General features: G+C 73.1%; 12 protein-coding genes, 1 tRNA gene and 1 pseudogene. 6 read left to right on the plus strand and 8 right to left on the minus strand.

All coding sequences use genetic code 11. The features are described from left to right. Positions 1-657 precede the first annotated feature (657 nt). Both WME83_RS37810 and WME83_RS37815 read right to left on the minus strand, forming a co-directional pair. A complete protein-coding gene (locus WME83_RS37810; RefSeq protein ID WP_437322089.1) occupies positions 658-762 on the minus strand; it encodes an FAD-linked oxidase C-terminal domain-containing protein in 105 nt (34 codons plus the stop codon). A gap of 56 nt (positions 763-818) precedes the next feature. Then, a pseudogene (locus WME83_RS37815) lies at positions 819-935 on the minus strand (FAD-linked oxidase C-terminal domain-containing protein); the annotation flags it as partial. Between the two features lie 385 nt (positions 936-1320). On the opposite strand from WME83_RS37815, the gene WME83_RS37820 reads away from it, so the two are divergent. Further along, positions 1321-1395, plus strand: a tRNA-Gly gene (locus WME83_RS37820). A 64-nt stretch (positions 1396-1459) separates the two neighbouring features. Here WME83_RS37820 and WME83_RS37825 read toward each other — a convergent pair. From WME83_RS37825 to WME83_RS37835, 3 genes are read right to left on the minus strand one after another with little or no spacing between them, the layout of a single operon-like run. After that, complete coding sequence (locus WME83_RS37825) at positions 1460-2479, minus strand: DUF2891 domain-containing protein (protein ID WP_437314561.1); 1020 nt, start codon at positions 2477-2479, stop codon at positions 1460-1462. Between the two features lie 10 nt (positions 2480-2489). Beyond that, on the minus strand, positions 2490-3446 hold the full coding sequence (locus WME83_RS37830) for a DUF979 domain-containing protein (protein WP_437314562.1): 957 nt from the start codon (positions 3444-3446) through the stop codon (positions 2490-2492). Continuing rightward, positions 3443-4135 carry a DUF969 domain-containing protein gene (locus WME83_RS37835; RefSeq protein ID WP_437314563.1) on the minus strand — a complete coding sequence of 231 codons (693 nt, stop codon included), beginning with the start codon at positions 4133-4135 and terminating at the stop codon, positions 3443-3445. The genes WME83_RS37830 and WME83_RS37835 overlap by 4 nt, the downstream gene beginning before the upstream one ends. 207 nt (positions 4136-4342) lie before the next feature. Between WME83_RS37835 and WME83_RS37840 the strand changes: the two genes are divergently transcribed. Beyond that, positions 4343-4798: a GNAT family N-acetyltransferase gene (locus WME83_RS37840; protein WP_437314564.1), complete on the plus strand. Its 456-nt coding sequence runs from the start codon at positions 4343-4345 to the stop codon at positions 4796-4798. 66 nt (positions 4799-4864) lie between these two features. On the opposite strand, the gene WME83_RS37845 is transcribed toward WME83_RS37840, so the two are convergent. Genes WME83_RS37845 through WME83_RS37855 form a run of 3 tightly spaced genes read right to left on the minus strand, consistent with a single transcriptional unit; the run spans position 4865 to position 8231 of the window. Continuing rightward, positions 4865-7126 (minus strand): molybdopterin cofactor-binding domain-containing protein, encoded by a 2262-nt coding sequence (locus WME83_RS37845; protein ID WP_437314565.1) that lies wholly within the window; start codon positions 7124-7126, stop codon positions 4865-4867. A 2-nt stretch (positions 7127-7128) separates the two neighbouring features. After that, positions 7129-7587, minus strand: a complete 459-nt coding sequence (locus tag WME83_RS37850; protein ID WP_129578666.1) for a (2Fe-2S)-binding protein — start codon at positions 7585-7587, stop codon at positions 7129-7131. Next, positions 7584-8231 carry an Isoquinoline 1-oxidoreductase subunit gene (locus tag WME83_RS37855; protein ID WP_437314566.1) on the minus strand — a complete coding sequence of 216 codons (648 nt, stop codon included), beginning with the start codon at positions 8229-8231 and terminating at the stop codon, positions 7584-7586. The genes WME83_RS37850 and WME83_RS37855 overlap by 4 nt, the downstream gene beginning before the upstream one ends. Before the next feature lie 973 nt (positions 8232-9204). On the opposite strand from WME83_RS37855, the gene WME83_RS37860 reads away from it, so the two are divergent. The 4 genes from WME83_RS37860 (at position 9205) to hrpA (ending at position 16134) form a co-directional block, all read left to right on the plus strand. Further along, positions 9205-10563 carry a serine/threonine-protein kinase gene (locus WME83_RS37860; RefSeq protein WP_437314567.1) on the plus strand — a complete coding sequence of 453 codons (1359 nt, stop codon included), beginning with the start codon at positions 9205-9207 and terminating at the stop codon, positions 10561-10563. A gap of 12 nt (positions 10564-10575) precedes the next feature. Continuing rightward, complete coding sequence (locus WME83_RS37865) at positions 10576-11511, plus strand: PEGA domain-containing protein (RefSeq protein ID WP_437314568.1); 936 nt, start codon at positions 10576-10578, stop codon at positions 11509-11511. After that, positions 11508-12227, plus strand: a complete 720-nt coding sequence (locus WME83_RS37870; protein ID WP_437314569.1) for a hypothetical protein — start codon at positions 11508-11510, stop codon at positions 12225-12227. Before WME83_RS37865 ends, WME83_RS37870 begins: the two co-directional genes overlap by 4 nt. Positions 12228-12363: 136 nt before the next feature. Next, positions 12364-16134 carry an ATP-dependent RNA helicase HrpA gene (hrpA, locus tag WME83_RS37875; protein WP_437314570.1) on the plus strand — a complete coding sequence of 1257 codons (3771 nt, stop codon included), beginning with the start codon at positions 12364-12366 and terminating at the stop codon, positions 16132-16134. The last annotated feature ends 116 nt before the right edge of the window (positions 16135-16250 follow it).

Here is a 16250-nt window from a genome sequence, read left to right on the forward strand (position 1 = left end):
GCGACGACATGACAGCCGTCAAGACAGCCTCATGCCGATTTGCTGCCATCGCAATGTACCGGTAAGCGAGCACGAGCAGCGGAATCAGCCTATGACAACGTCGCCATGGACGCACCGAATCCAGCTATTTTCACCGCCACGCACACCTAGTTAATTTAGGTTATGCACTGTTAAGTTGTGTTACGCGTATGCCCGAGCCGTAAGATTCCTCAGCTCAGCGGAGATGCGATCCACCGTGTAGGACTCCGGCGGCGATCATCGCCAATCGTCACGAACACAGCTCGCACATGTGGCCCTGGAGCGGCGATCGAACGAGAGAACATGAGCCGCCAAGGCGACGAGAGCGCCAAGCGAGGAGATGCTCAGACGAGCTGAGGTGGAATCACCAAGACGTCAACGAGAGGAGATGCGCCCGGACGATGAGAAGAGGAGACGCGAAGACGCCAAGGACGCCGAGAGGACAGGAGGACTCCCGCTCCTGGCGTCCATGGCGTCCATGGCGTCCATGGCGTCTCGGCGGCTTCTGCTCTGGGAGTCGGATCGGACGCTGACGAGCACTGCTATGGAACGCGCGCTCCTCGCCACGGACTCATCGCAGCGAGGAAGGCGCTGAGGGAGAGACTCGCACGGTCAAGGCGCGGGCCCAGCCGTGAGTCATCACGCTCGATCGCCACCCGGCTTCGCTCCTGCGCGCGGCCCGAGCACCTTCCCGGGGTTGAGGATGCCGTCCGGATCGAAGGCGTCCTTGATGGGGTGGTGCAGATGGGGTGGTGCAGCGCGAGCGACGCCGCGCCGAGCTGGCGCGTGAGGAGGCCGCGCTTGAGCGTGCCGACGCCGTGCTCGCCGGTGATCGTGCCGCCGAGCTCGAGCGCCTGATCCAGCGGGCGGTAGCGCTCGACCGCGCGGATCGCCGTGCGGTCCATGATCTCGAGCATCGACGCATCCACCGACCGGACGAGCGCCGCGACCGCCCGCCCCCGAGGCCTGCGTGCAGGAGCATCGCGCGCCGAGCCCCTCGGCGCAGGCGCGGCGGCGCGCCGCGGGACCGCGGAACGCGGGGCGCTGCGCCCGTGCGCCGCGCCTCACGCGCAGGGGGGCTCGCCGGGGACGGACGCGGACCGGCCGGGCGAGCTCGTGCCGTCCGACGCGCACGATCGCTCCACGATCGCGCACCTCGGCGCTTGACTACGGCGACGCCGGTTGATACTCCTCCGCGCCTCGACGGAGCAGCCCTCCGACGAGGGCTCGGCTCACTCGGCCGTCTCCTCCGGGAGACGCCGGGGAGGGTGCTCTCCAGCGCCCTTGCCGTGTCCGACGTTTGCGGGAGTAACTCAGTGGTAGAGTGCAACCTTGCCAAGGTTGACGTCGCGGGTTCAAATCCCGTCTCCCGCTCCACGATCTAGACGCCCTGGACGCTGCGGCGCCAAGCAGGCGCCGCGCAGCGCAGCCCCGTAGCGCGTCACTCCGCCCCGGCGCCCAGCGCGAGGAGGGCGAAGCTCGCGAGCCAGTGCTCGCCCATGGTATCGCCGGCCACGTGCGGCAGGCTGGCGTCGAGGTGCCGCTCGGCCGCGTCGAGGGCGAGGGCGCGGACCGGATCGCCTTCGGGCAGGGCCGCGGCGAGCGAGCGCCAGCAGAAGGCGCGGCTCAGGTTCAGCCCGTCGAGGTGGGCGATCTTGCCGTCGCTGCGGTCGCTGACCGTCGCCGGCGCGAACAGGGTCGTGGGCTCGCCCTCCGCCGCGCGCGGGAGGAACCGCGCGAACCAGCCGCGGAACTCCGGTCCGGGCAGGACCCGGCGCATGCACTCGGCCTCCATGAGGGCGGGCGAGAGGAAATCGTCCTGCGAGGGCTCCCACGCCTGGCAGTCCGCGTCGCGGCCGTACCACGCCAGTGCGGACTCGGCGCAGCGCCGCGCGAGCCGCTCATCGCCCTTCACGGCGGCGTACTCCAGCGCGAGCGCGAGGGCGAAGGCGCTGTTCGTGTGCGCGCCGGCGCGGACCGGGTACGTGGCCCGGGGCAGGTACTCGAGGAGCCGCTCGGCGAACGCGTCGCCGAGCGGGGCCAGCGCGGCCGACCACCGCCGGCCCTCGTCGGTGCCGCAGCGCGCGAGCTCGGCCGCGAGCAGGAGCAGCCACGCCCACCCGTACGGCCGCTCGAAGCCGCGGCTCGCCGGCCGCCGGAGATAGTCGAGCTCGGCGGCGACCTTGCCGGGCGTGAGCTGGGCTTCCAGGAGCGCGCGGATCGCCGCCGCGCCGGGCGCGCCGGGGAAGAGGCGGTACACCCGCGCGAGGAGCCAGTGGCCGTGCACGCACGAGTGCCAGTCGAAGCTGCCGTAGAAGATGGGGTGCAGGTCGCGCGGGCCCTTCACGTCCTCGGGGCCGGACATGACGTGATCGAGCTTGTTCGGATACTCCCGCGTCACGTGCCCGAGCGCGATGGAGGCGAGACGCGAGGCGATGTCCGGTGTGAGCACGTGTGCCATGGATAGAACCTCAGCGCCGGAAGGCGAGCAGGTACATGAGGAGCGTGTTCCCGACCAGGAGGAGCAGCGCGGTGGGGAGCTGGGCCTTGATCACGCCGTCGCGGTCGGGCAGCTCGAGCAGGGCCGCGGGCACGATGTTGAAGTTGGCGGCCATGGGGGTCATCAGCGTCCCGCAGAAGCCGGACAGCATGCCGATGGCGCTCACCACCGCCGGATCGCCGCCGAGCCGGCGCACGATCAGGGGCAATCCCACGGCCGCGGTCATGACCGGAAAGGCCGCGAACGCGTTCCCCATGACCACCGTGAACACCGCCATGCCCACGGTGTAGGCCGCCACCGCGGCGAGGCGGCCGCCGAGGGGGAGCGCGCTCCCGGCGAGCCCCCCGACCACGTCGCCGACGCCCGCGGCCGCGAACACGACCCCGAGCGCGGCCAGCATCTGGGGCAAGATCGCCGCCCAGCCCACGGTGTCGAGCAGGCGCCGGCCCTCCTGCAGCGGGGCGAGCAGCGGCGGGCGCAGCCACGCCACCGTGATCGCGAGCGCCAGCACCACGCCGAGCGCCAGCGAGATCAGCGTGGCCTGGCCAGGATGGAGCAAGGGAGATCCGTGGATCTCGACCCGCCGGAGGACCAGCGCGCCGAGGAGGGCGGTCGCCGGGATGATCAGCGCCGGGACGAACAGGCGATCCCCGCGCCGCTCGGCGCTCGCGCGCCGCTCCGCGGGCGTCGTCGTGGCGGGGCGGCCCTGGCCCAGGCCCCCGACGCCGGCCAGGAGGACGAGCGCGATCGCGAGGACGCCGTTCGCGAGATCCCCGAGGCGCGCGCCGAAGAGGAAGCTCGTCGCGAGGAGGCCCCAGAAGAGGGCGTTCTTCCAGCGCTTCGGGCTCTCGCGGTCGGCCGCGCTCAGGGCGGACGCCGCCGCGAAGAACAGGCCTGCCGCGACATAGCCGACGTCGAGGGTGATCATTCGCGCGCCTCGCCGCCGTCCGCGCGGGGGAGCTCGCGCCGGAGCCGCCGGTCGAGCAGGAGGAGCCGTGTCCCGTGGACCAAGAGCGCCAGGATCGCCGTGGGGATCGCCCAGACCGACAGCTGGAGCGGCTCGACGAGGATCCCGTTCTGCTCGAGGAACCCCTTGATCAGCAGGATCGACGCGATGGCGAGGAAGATGTCCTCGCCGAAGAACAGCGCCACGTTGTCGGCCGCCGCCGCCGCGGCGCGGATCCGGAAGCGCGCCGCGTCCGGCAGCGGCCCGTGCCGGTTCTCGGCGGCGGCCTCGGCCATGGGCGCGATCAGCGGCCGGACCATCTGCGCGTGGCCGCCCAGCGAGGTCAGGCCGAGGGCCGCGCTGAGCTGCCGGATCATGAAATACGCGAGCAGGAGGCGGCCGGTCGTGGCGGTCTTCACCCGCGAGACCAGCGCGCGCGCCCGCTCCTGGAGCCCGGAGCGCTCCAGGAGGCCGATGACCGGCAAGACCAGCCAGACGAGGCTGACATAGCGGTTGTCGTTGAAGGCCTTGCCCAGGGCGGAGATCCCCTGGACAAGGCTCATCCCGGCCGAGAGGCTGGTCACGACGGCGGCCGCGGCGACGACCAGCAGCGGATGGATCCGGACGACAAAGCCGACGACCACGACCGCGACCCCGAGGAGCGTGAGCATGCTTCTTCCCCCGTGTTCGCGGGCAACGTCGCACGCGGGCGGCGGCATCGTCCATGAGCGCGCGCAGCGCAGCCCGCTCGGCGGGCCCGTCCTTGACGCCGGCCGGCGCCTCGGATTGCCTGCCGCGAGGCGACGGCTTCAGAGATCGCGGACGAGGCCGCGAGGGTGAGGCCCCGCAGCTCGCACGCACAACGGAGGATCGACGGAGTGGACCACCAGGCAAGCGAAGAGCTCGTCATCTCGTCGGACAAGTCGCGCCTCGACCGCGCGCTCATCCACGCCGTCCTCGCCGCTGCGTACTGGAGCAAGGGCATCCCCCGGGACGTGGTCGAGAGGGCGATCGAGGGCTCGCTCTGCTTCGGCGCTTACAAGGGCGGCGCGCAGATCGGCTTCGCCCGGGTGATCACCGACCAGGCGACGTTCGCGTACCTGGCCGACGTGTTCATCGTCGAGGCGGAGCAACGAAAAGGGTACGGCAAAGCGCTGATGGCCCACGTCAGCGAGGCCCTAGGCCAGCTCCGGCTGCGGCGGACGTTGCTCGCCACCGCGGACGCGCACGGGCTCTACCGGCAGTTCGGCTTCACGCCGCTCGAGAAGCCGGAGAGGTTCATGGAGATCAACGTCAAGGACATCTATCAGCAGGGCAAGACGGGGACGTCGTAGCCGCGGCGCGCTGCGCTGCCGCGGGATAGGACCGTTCCAGGAGAAGGGCGGCCACGGCCGCCCCCGTCACAGCCCCAAACGCCGCAGCGGGAGCTCCCGCGCGCGCGTCTTGGTCAGGGCGAACACCGCGTTCGCGATCGCGGGCGCCACCGGCGGCACCCCGGGCTCCCCGACGCCGCCGGGCGGCGCGTCGCTCTTCACGATCTCCACGTGGACGCGCTTCGGCACCTCCGTGCTCCGCACCACGGGGTAGTCGCGGAAGTTCGTCTGCTCGACCGCCCCGCCCTTCACCGTGATGGCGCCGTGGAGCGCGATGCTCATCCCGAAGACGACCGCGCCCTCCATCTGCGAGCGCACGCGATCCAGGTTGACGACCGTGCCGGGGTCGGCGACGAGCCACACCTCGTCGACCTGCACCTTGCCGAGCGCGTCCTTCGACACCGCGGCGACCACCGCCACGTAGGTGAGGAAGCTCCGGTGCGCGGCGAGGCCCACCGCGCGGCCCGCCTTGCGCGCGGCGGCCCACCCCGAGATCTCCGTCACGCGCTCGATGACGTGCCGCAGCCGGCCCACATCGACCGGGTGCTGCTCGATCGGCGCCCCGTAGTTCGGGACCTTCTCGACCCCCAGCTCGGCCGGCGACGCCTGCCGGGCCGGGCCGAGCACCTCGAGCAGCACCTCGCGCGGATCGGCCTGCCGCGCGTGGGCGATCTCGTCGATGAAGCTCTGCACCGCGAAGGCGTGGAAGATGTTGCAGACCGACCGGAGCCAGCCGATCCGGACGTGCGCCGGCGCGTCGCACGCCTCGGCGCGGACGTTCGGGGACGCGAGCGCGAGGTCGAGCACGCCGAGGCCGAGCTCGCCCTCGCTCGGGGTCTTCACCTTCCCGTCGAACGTCGACGGGATCGGCGGAAACGCCGTCCGGTGCAGCCAGGCGCTCACCTTGCCGTCCGCGTCGAGCCCCGCCTTGAGGTACTGCGCGCTCACGCTGTGGAAATACCCGCTCTGCACGTCGTCCTCGCGGGTCCACTGCACCCGCACCGGCGCGCCCACGGCGCGCGCGAGCAGCGCCGCCTCGGCGCAGTAGTCCGGCTTCGACTTCCGGCCGAAGCCGCCGCCGAGGAACGTCACGTGCACCGCGACCTTGTCCTCGCCGACGCCGAGCGCCCGCGCCACCTCGGTCCGCGCCGCCTGCGGGTTCTGCGTCGGCGCCCACACCTCGCAGCCGTTCGCGTCGACCCGCGCCACCGCGGACGGCGGCTCCATGGCCGCGTGCGCCAGGTGCGGCACGTAGTACTCGGCCTCGATCGTGCGCGCCGCCTTCGCGAACGCCCCGTCCACGTCGCCGACCTTGCGCACCACCTTGCCCGGCGCCCGCACCGCCGCCGAGAGCGCCTGGCGGTAGCTCGCCGAGTCGTACGCCGCGTTCGCGCCGTGATCCCACTCGATTTGCAGCGCCGCGCGGCCGCGCATCGCGGCCCACGTCGAGTCCGCCACGACCGCGACCCCGCCGAGCGGCTGAAACCCCACCGCGCCGCCCGTCGGGCCCGGCAGATCCACGAGCTTCTTCACGCCCGGCACGGCCAGCGCCCGCGCCCCGTCGTACCGCGCCACCTTGCCCCCCACGACCGGCGGGCGCGCGATGACCGCGGTGAGCATGCCCGGCAGGCGTACGTCCGCGCCGAACTGCGCGGCGCCCGTCACGATGGCCGGCCCGTCGAGCAGCGGGAGCGGGCCGCCGACGCGCTTCAGCTCGGCGACCGGGCGGAGCGCGACGGTCTTCGCGTCGGGCACCGGGAGCTTCGCCGCGTCGGCCACGAGCTCGCGGAAGTCGAGCGAGCGCTTCGACTTCGCGTGGTGGACGGCGTGCTGCTCGGCCACGCACTCGGCGGCGGGCACGCGCCACTTCTTCGCCGCGGCCGCGACCAGCATGGCGCGCGCCGTCGCGCCCACGCGCCGCATCGGCTCGTAACCGTTGCGCACGCTGCGCGAGCCGTCGGTGTTCTGATCGCCGTAGGCCTTGTCGCCGTCGCCCTGCACGATCTTCACCCGCGCCATGTCGGCGCCTAGCTCGTCGGCGACGAGGACCGGCAGCGAGCTGCGGATCCCCTGCCCCATCTCCGACCGGTGGCAGACGATCGACACCGTGCCGTCGGTCGCGATGTGGAGGAACACCCCGGTCCGGAGCCCCGGCTCTTGCGGCAGCGTGGAAGACGGCGGCGCGGCCTCGGCGTCGCCCTCGGCGAGCCCGAGCGCGAGCCCGCCCATCGCGAGCCCGAGCCCCGCGAGGAAGGAGCGGCGGAGGAGGACGACGCGTTGCTGTTCCATCTTCACTCCGTGGGCAGGCCGGCGGCCTTGCGGACCGCGGCGCGGATGCGCGTGTACGTGCCGCACCGGCAGATGTTGCCGGCGAGCGACTTGTCGATGTCGTCGTTCGAGGGGCGCGGGTTCTTCCGCAAGAGCGCGGCCGCGCTCATGATCTGCCCCGCCTGGCAGAAGCCGCACTGCGGGACGCCGAGCTCCACCCACGCGCGCTGCAGCGGGTGATCGCCGGCCGGGCTGAGCCCCTCGATGGTCGTCACCGAGCCGCCGGCGGCGCGCTTCACCGGCGTCACGCAGGCGCGCACGGTCTCGCCGTCGAGGTGCACCACGCACGCCCCGCAGAGCGCCTGGCCGCAGCCGTACTTGGTCCCCGTGAGGCCGAGCACGTCGCGCAGCACCCAGAGCAGCGGCATCTCCGGATCCACGTCGAGCTTCTGCTCGGCGCCGTTCACCTTCAGGATGATCATGGTCGGGACTCCTCGGGCGGGCACGCGGCGCCCGCCTTCACCCACGCATCGATGAGCGCGCCGAAGGCCGCCTGCGAGCCGGGCGCCTTCGTGCGGCCGTGCCCGGGCGCCCACCCCCACGCGACCAGCTCGTCGTGCGCGGAGTGCTCGACGATCTGCGCGAGCGTCTTCTTGCCGTTGCGCGCCGGATCCTTGATCTGGGCGCAGATCGCCGCGGGCGAGCGGCCGAGCCAGGCCATCTCGGCCGGCGCGAGGTGCCAGCCCGGCGCCCCGGGCACGCGGGCGAAATCGAGGTTCTGCACCTGGTGGCACGACGTGCACTCCAGCGCCGCGAGCCCGCGATCCGCCGGGCCGCGCTCGACGGGCGGGCTGTGGCGCTCGCCGGCGTCGCCCTGGCGCGGGACGCCGTCGTGCGGGTGGCAGTTCACGCAGCGCGGGTGGAGCAGCACCTTGCTCGCCTCGAGGAAGAGCGAGGCCGCGCGCGCGTCGTCGTCCCGGATCGACGCGAACGCCTCCGGGCTGCGGAGCTCGCCCGGGGGCACGGGCGGGAGTTGGACCGGCTTGGGCGCCTCCGCGGGAGGGGCATCGCACGCCGCGGCGAGGAGGCCGACGCCCGCCAGGAAGCAGAGGAAGAGAGGCTGCATCGCTGCGCGTAGACTGCTGGCTTCGCGCGCACAACACAAGCCCTGATCGACGGCCGCGCCCGCGGGATCGCGCAAGCTCTGCCGGCGGTGGTCCGCTTGCCCGCTCGCCCGCTCGACCCGCGCCGCGCTCGCGACGCGGGCGCGTCACCGCCGCTCGACAGATCGCCGTCGATCCGGGCGCGCCGCCCGCGCGTGACCTCGTGTCCGGCGCGGGGGAGCGCCGCGCGAGCGCGGTTGTCTCGACACTCCCCGGCTCCGGGGTGCGCGCCCCGGCGCGGCCTCGGTGTCGGCGACGGCACAAATACGTTGCTCGCCATCATCCATCCGGCGACGCCGAGCTCGGACAGGCGCCCGATCGCCTCGCCCTCGACATCGCACCTCGGGCGATCCCGCCCGCGCCAGAGCGCCGCGCCCGCTCCCCGGAGCGCCGGCAGCGCGCGTGGAAACCTCTCCGCCGCTCTGGCGATCTCGCGGGGAAACGCCGCTCGTTCTCATCCGTTCGGCGCCGCGATCCATGGACGGAACCCTGCTGGCGCCGACACCCGGCGCCGGCCGCGACGGCGCGCGGTCGCCCGGAGCGCACGGCAGGCGACATCGCGAGTCCGGGCGACGTGACGGTCCGAGCGGCGTCGCGGTTCCCGGCGATGTGGCGCTGCCCGCAAGACGCGATGCGCGCGACCGTATTGAAGTGAGCGCCGCGAGGCGCGCCCGCTTCGGTAACCTCGCCTGTAGCGAACTGTCACGAGGGCTCTGTGCGGCGCGGCCTCGCGCCACGATGCGCCACGCCGACTCCAGGCCATGTCCTTGTAACCGTTCAATCGAGACGCTGGCTCGCCGCATGCAAGCCGCCTCCGGCATGAGCAAGACGGTAGGAATGGGTGAGGCCACACAGCCATCGCCGTGCCTGATCGCCCCAGCTGAGGCAAGGTGCCACACCGCGCCGTCGAGCTCGGACCGCGCGCCTCTGCCGGGGATGCAGGTGGGCCCGCAGCTGCGGCTCCTCCGCGCGCTCGGACAAGGCGGGATGGGGAGCGTCTGGCTCGCCGAGCACGTCGGGCTCAAGACGCAGGTCGCGGTCAAATTCCTCCGCGACATCTACGCCGATCACCCGCTCGCCGTCACCCGGCTCCGGCGCGAGGCGGAGGCCGCCGCCCGGATCCAGAGCCCGCACGTGGTGCGGGTGTTCGACCTGGGGTTCACCGATCAGGGAGTCCCCTACATCGTGATGGAGCACCTCGAGGGCGAGACGCTCCACGACCTCGTCGAGCGCCGCAAGCGGCTCTCGCTCGACGAGACGGCGACCATCCTGCGCCAGACGTGCGCCGCGCTGGCCAAGGCGCACGAGGCCGGCATCGTCCACCGCGACGTCAAGCCCGAGAACATCTTCCTCGTGGCGGGCGAGAGCGAGCCGTTCGTGAAGGTGCTCGACTTCGGCATCGCCAAGAACACCGCCGAGGAGGCCGAGCGGCTCACGGTCACGGGCGCCATCATGGGGACGCCGCACTTCATGTCGCCGGAGCAGATGGCGGGCGGCGCGAAGGTCGGGCCGCACAGCGACCTCTGGGCGCTCGGCGTCGTGGCCTACTTCTGCCTGACCGGACAGACCCCGTTCGGCGGGGCCACCATCGCCGCGGTGGCGGTCGCGATCGACCGCGGGCCGCCCCCGCCGCCGTCCCGGCTCGTCCCGGGCCTGCCGCCCGCGATCGACGCCTGGGTCCTCTCGCTGCTCGAGCCGGACCCGGCGCGCCGCGTCCAGAGCGCCCGCGCCGTCCTCGAGGCGCTGGACGCCGCCGTCGCCGCGCCGCGCGACATGCGGCCCGCCCCGACCGAGATCATGCCCCCGCGCGACTCCCTCGCCTCGGGCGAAGGCTTCTCGTCCCTCGTGACCACGCTGATGCCGTTCGGCACGCTCGGCGCCACCTCGCCGCGGCAGCGGTCGCGGGCGCGCACCTGGGCCGTGGCGGCGGCCGCCGTGATGGGGGTGAGCACCCTGGCGTGGGCCGGCGTCACCCGGACGGCGCCGGCGTCGGCGGCGCACCTCGCGTCGCTCGCGACGCTCGGCGCCGGGCCGGCGGCGCACGCCGCCCCCGCCGCCGAGCCCGCGGCCCAGTGCGCGACCAGCGCGCCGCAGCCCGAGGCCCCGGCCAGCGCGCCGCGCCCCGCGGCCAGCGCGCCGCAGCCCGACGTCCAGCCCGCGGCCGAGGCCCCGGCCGCGGCGCCGGCCGCGCGCAAGGCGCCGGTCGCCGCGCAGGCGGCGCGCGCGGCCTCCGGCGAGCCGCCGGCCAAGAAGGTCGCGACGCGCAACCGCGCGCGGCGCGATCTCGGATTCTGACGGGGGAAATCCATGCACTCCCGCCCCACGACCCTGATGATGATCGCCGGCCTGCTGATCGCGGCCTCCCCCGCGCTCGCCGGCGAGGGCGCGGGCCCCGCCGGCGGCGAGGGCGACGACAAGGCGCGGAGCGAGGCCCGGGAGCTCGTGTACTCGGGCGACGAGCTCTTCGCCCAGAAGCGCTACGCGGAGGCGCTCCGCGCCTACCAGCGCGCCGAGCGCCTGGTCTGCGTGCCCACGACCTCCATCGAGGTGGCCAAGACGCTCGCCGCGATCGGGCGGCTCAGCGAGGCGCGCGAGCTCGCGTCGACGATCGCCTCGTCGCGCGCGACCCCGGGCGAGCCCTGGCCGTTCACGCAGGCGCGGCGCCGCGCCGAGGCCCTGCGCGGCGAGCTCGACGGGCGCATCCCCCGGCTGAAGGTGAGGATCACGCCGAGCCCCGCCGGCGCCAGGCTCAAGGTCGACGGGCAGGAGGTGAAGGTCTCCGCGGAAGGGTCGCCGATCGATCCGGGCAACCACTGGGTCGAGGTCGAGGCCGACGGCTATGTCGGCGCCCGGCAGCGGGTCTACGTCCCGGAGCGGGAGGTCACGACGCTGGACGTCGCCCTCACCCCGGAGCGCTCCTCGGGCAAGGCCTCGGCGTGGGTCCTCGGCGGGTTCATCGCCTCGGGCGCCGGGCTCGCGGTGGGGCTCGGCGCGGGCGCGGCTTACCTGGGCGCGCGGAGCGACCTCGAGGACGCGTGCCGGCAGGGCACCGCGAGCTGCTCCGACGGCGCGCGAGGCAGCGCGAACGCGCTGGGCTGGGTCTCGAACGTGGGGTTCGGCCTCGCCATCGCCGGCGCGGCCGTCGGGGGCGTCGCCCTCGGGCTGGAGAGCGCGCGGGCGCCGGCCTCGAACGTCACCTGGGCGGTCGGCCCGGGCTACATCGGCGTGCGGGGGACGTTGTGAAGGCGCGCTCCGCGATCGCCTGCACGCTCGCCGCGTGGCTCGCCGGCTGCCAGGTCATCGCCCCGCTGCCCGGCGATGGCGGCGAGGGCGGCACCCTCGCGACCGACGGCGGCAGCGTGGAGACCGACGCCGGCGACGCCGGCCAGGACAGCGAGCCCCCGCCGGCGGCCACGCCGCCGCCGACCACGCCGCCGCCGCCGCAGCAGCAGATCGGCCCCTGCGAGATCGACGAATGTTCGACGCACTGCGTTACCTCGATGGATCGGTGCGAGCTCACGCCGCAGTATCCGTCGGTCGAGGCGTGCTGCACCGTGTGCGAGGCGATGCCGTCGCCCGCGGGCTACGCCGCGTGCCGGCCGGCGGAGGCGGGCGATCCCGCCGGCTGCACCGACGCCGGGCCGCTCGGCCCGGACGGCGGCGCCGGGTGCGTCGGGCGGTGCGAGACGCTCTGCACGCTCTACGCGGCCCTCTGCCCGCTGCGGGTGCCGGATCGCGAGACCTGCACGGTCATGTGCGCGCTCTGGGCGGCGCCGGACGTGTTCAACGCGTGCACCTCCCTGCGCGCCGAGGGCACGCTCGAGTGCCGCATGCAGCTGATCTTCGGCGCGCTCGGCGACGACCTGGACGAGAAGAAGCGCGACGAGCTGTGCCGCGACATCGTCCAAGGCCGCTGCCGCGACCCGAAGTGCGAGGACGGCGGCGACGACGACGATTGAAAGGGCGCGCGCGCGCCGGCGGAGGGGCGGCGCGCCGTCGGAGCCGTGCGCTCCCGAGGGCGGCGCGGCGCCGCGCTCCGCGGGCGCACGGCTTCGACGGCGCGCCGCGGCGGGAGGTGCTACCCCCTCGCGCACCGTGAGCTCCCGCGTTCCGCACGAATCCTCCCCTGCGCCGGCCGCCCCTTTCGTCCAGACGTCACCGCCGCCCGCGCCCGCGAGCCCGGTCCGCTTTCCCGAGGAGCTGCCCATCTCGGCGCGGGTGCTCGACATCGCCCGGGCCATCGAGGCGCACCCGGTGGTGATCGTCGCGGGCGAGACCGGCTCGGGCAAGACCACGCAGCTCCCCAAGATCTGCCTGGCCATGGGCCGCGGGCTCAACGCGCGGATCGGCGTGACGCAGCCGCGCCGCATCGCCGCCACCAGCGTCGCGGCCCGCGTCGCCAAGGAGCTCGGCGTCGAGCTGGGCAAGGAGGTCGGCTACAAGATCCGCTTCTCGGACAGGACGAGCCCGGCGACGTACGTCAAGTACATGACCGACGGCATCGTCCTCGCCGAGATCCAGGGCGATCCGCGGCTCTCGGACTACGACACGCTCATCATCGACGAGGCCCACGAGCGCAGCCTCAACATCGATTTCTTGCTCGGGTACCTCAAACGCCTCTTGCCGAGGCGGCCGGATCTCCGCGTCATCATCAGCTCTGCCACGCTCGAGACCGACCGGTTCGCGGCCTATTTCGACGGCGCGCCCGTCATCGAGGTCTCCGGCCGCACGTATCCCGTGGAGGTCATCCACCGTCCCCCCGAGAGCGGCGAGCCGGAGATCGCCGACGCGGTGGCGAGCACGGTCGAGGAGATCACCGAGATCGACCCGCGCGGGGATATCCTCGTCTTCCTCCCCGGCGAGCGGGAGATCCATGACACGATCGCTGAACTAGAGCGTCACGGCCTGCCGCACACGACGCTCCTGCCGCTCTACGGGCGGCTCCCGCAGGGCGACCAGCAGCGCGTGTTCCAGTCGATCCCGGGACGGCGGATCGTGCTCGCCACCAACGTGGCGGAGACCTCGCTCACCATTCCAGGCATCGTGTATGTGGTCGACGCGGGGCTCGCCCGGGTCAACCGGTACAGCCCCCGCACGGGCGTCACCCAGCTCCAGATCGAGCCCATCTCGCGCGCGAGCGCCGATCAGCGCAAGGGGCGCGCGGGCCGCGTGCAGAGCGGCGTCTGCTTCCGGCTCTACGCCGAGCAGGACTATCAGGCGAGGCCTGCTTATACCGATCCGGAGATCCTGCGCGTCGGCCTCTCGGGCGTGATCCTGCAGATGAAGGCGCTCGGGCTCGGCGCCATCGAGGATTTCCCGTTCCTCGACCCGCCGTCGAAGCGCGCCGTGGACGAGGGCTATCGGGTCCTCGAGGAGATCGGCGCGCTCGACGAGTCGGGCGCGCTCACGGACATCGGCCGGAAGCTCGCGCGGCTGCCGCTCGACCCGCGGATCGGCCGGATGGTCCTGGGGGGCGAGCGCGAGGGGGCGCTCGCCGAGGTGCTGATCATCGCCGCCGCGCTCGGGGTGCAGGATCCGCGGGAGCGGCCGCTCTCCGCGCAGAAGCAGGCCGACGACGCGCACCGGAAGTTCAAGGACGAGACGTCGGACTTCGTGGGGCTCCTGAAGCTGTGGAGCTTTTACCAGGACGCGCAGGGCCGGCTGACGCAGAACCAGCTCCGGAAGGCGTGCCGCGATCATTTCGTGTCGTACCTCCGCATGCGCGAGTGGGCCGACGTGCACCGGCAGCTCAGCCGCATCACGAAGGAGATGGGCTTCTCGCCGAACGGCGCGCCCGCGAAGGGCGACGCCATCCACCGCGCGCTCCTGCCCGGACTGCTCAGCCGTATCGGCATGTGGAACCAGGAGCACCGGGTGTACCTCGGCGCGAGGCAGACGCGCTTTCAGCTCCACCCGTCCTCGGGTCTCGCGAAGAAGCCGCCCGCGTGGATCATGGCCGCCGAGCTGGTCGAGACATCGCAGCTCTTCGCCCGGATGGCGGCGGCCCTCGATCCCGCGTGGATCGAGGCCGCGGCCGGGCCGCTCTGCAAGCGCAGCTACGGCGATCCTCACTGGGCCGCGAAGCCGGCGGCGGTGATGGCCAAGGAGCAGGTGACGCTCTACGGGCTGCCGATCGCGCGGGATCGCAGGGTCGATTACGGGACGATCGATCCGAAGGCCGCGCGCCCGATCTTCCTCCTCCACGCGCTGGTCCGGCAGGAATACACGACGCGCGGGGCGTTCATGGACGCGAACCGCCGGCTGTTCGAGGAGGTGAGCCGGCTGCGCGACAAGGCGCGGAGGAGCGAGATGCTGGCGGACGAGCACGCGCTCGAGCTCTTCTTCGACCGCCGCGTGCCCGAGGGGGTGTACAGCGGAAAGACGTTCGAGGCGTGGCGGAAGGAGGCCGAGGAGCAGGACCCGCGGGTGCTTTTCCTGTCGCTCGCCGACGTCCTGCTCGACGAGGCCGCGGAGCTCACGCCCGAGCGGTTCCCCGACGCGCTCGAGCTCTACGGCGCGACCGTGCCGCTCGCGTACCGCTTCGATCCTGGCGAGGACGACGACGGCATCTCGCTGTCGCTGCCGCTGGTGCTCCTGCCGCAGGCCGTTCCGGACGAGCTCGAGTGGATGATCCCCGGGTGGCACGCCGAGAAGATCGCCCTGCTGCTCGAGACGCTGCCGAAGGCGCTCCGCAAGGCGCTGGTACCGCTCCGGGAGGTCGCCCGGGAGATCGCGGCGGATCTCCGGCCGTTCCAGGGCCCGATGCGGCCGGCGCTCGCGGCCGCCGTCGAGGATCGCACCGGCGAGCGCGTGCCGGCAGACGCGTTCCGACCCGAGGATCTCCCGCCGTACCTGCGCTTCTATTTCCGCGTGATCGGCGAGGATGGCCGGGTGATCGGGGAGGGGCGCGACCTGCGGGAGCTCAAGGAGCGGCTGTCCGGCCGGGCGCGCGAGGCCTGGGCGAAGGTCGGCAAGGCGGGTCTGGAGCGGGACGGGCTGACGTCGTTCGCGATCGACGCGCTGCCCGATCGCGTGCAGGTCGACGCCGGGGGGCAGAAGGTGTTCGGGTATCCGGCGCTGATCGACAACGAGACGTCGGTCTCGGTGCGCGTGCTCGCGTCGAGGGCGGCGGCCGCCGAGGCGACGCGCGCCGGGCTGCGGCGGCTCGTGCTGCTGCAGATCGGGGGCAAGATGAGCCAGCTCGAGCAACCGCTGCGCAGCGCCGTGGCCGTGAGCGGGCTCGGCGCCAAGGTGGCCCCGGGCGAGCCCGGCCTCGCCCGGCAGATCGCGCTGCGCGCGCTCGACGAGGCGTTCCAGCTCGGCGATCCCGCGGCGTTTCCGAGGACGCGGGCCGCGTTCCAGGCGCGCCTGGACGAGGGCCGGCGGTCGCTGCAGGGCGTGCTGGGGAGGCTCTCGGGGATGGCGCGCGAGATCGGCGTCGAGCTCGATCGCGTGCAGTCGATGCTCCGATCGATGGCGGGGAAGCCGGGCTCGCCGAGGCAGGCGCTCGACGACGTGCGCACGCAGGTCGACTTCCTGCTGCCGGTCGGGATGTTCGCGCGCGCCCCGCTCGACCGGCTCGCGCACCTGCCGCGCTACCTGCGCGCCATCCAGATCCGGCTCGAGCGGCTGCCGAACGGGCCGCAGAAGGACCAAGCCAAGGCCGCGCAGGTGCTGCCGTTCTGGCAGGACTACCTCAAGCATCAGCAGGCGCTCCTCAACAAGGGGGTTCCCGCGGAAGAGCTGGAGTCGTTCCGCTGGCTGATCGAGGAGCTGCGGGTGTCGCTGTTCGCGCCCGAGCTGAAGGCGGCTGTCCCGGTATCGACGCAGCGGCTGTCGGAGCAGTGGAAGCGGCTGCTGGGGTAGCGAGAGGGCGGGGCTGCGAATCAAAGCATTGCGTCAAAGCGATCCAAATTGCCACTCACCCAATGTTTTTGGGGATCCCCCTGCAAGCTCCCCTCGGCGTGATCTGTTTTTGGTAT

Origin of the sequence: Sorangium sp. So ce385, assembly GCF_051474135.1 — a bacterium.
GTDB classification, from domain to species: Bacteria; Myxococcota_A; Polyangia; order Polyangiales; family Polyangiaceae; genus Sorangium; species Sorangium cellulosum_D.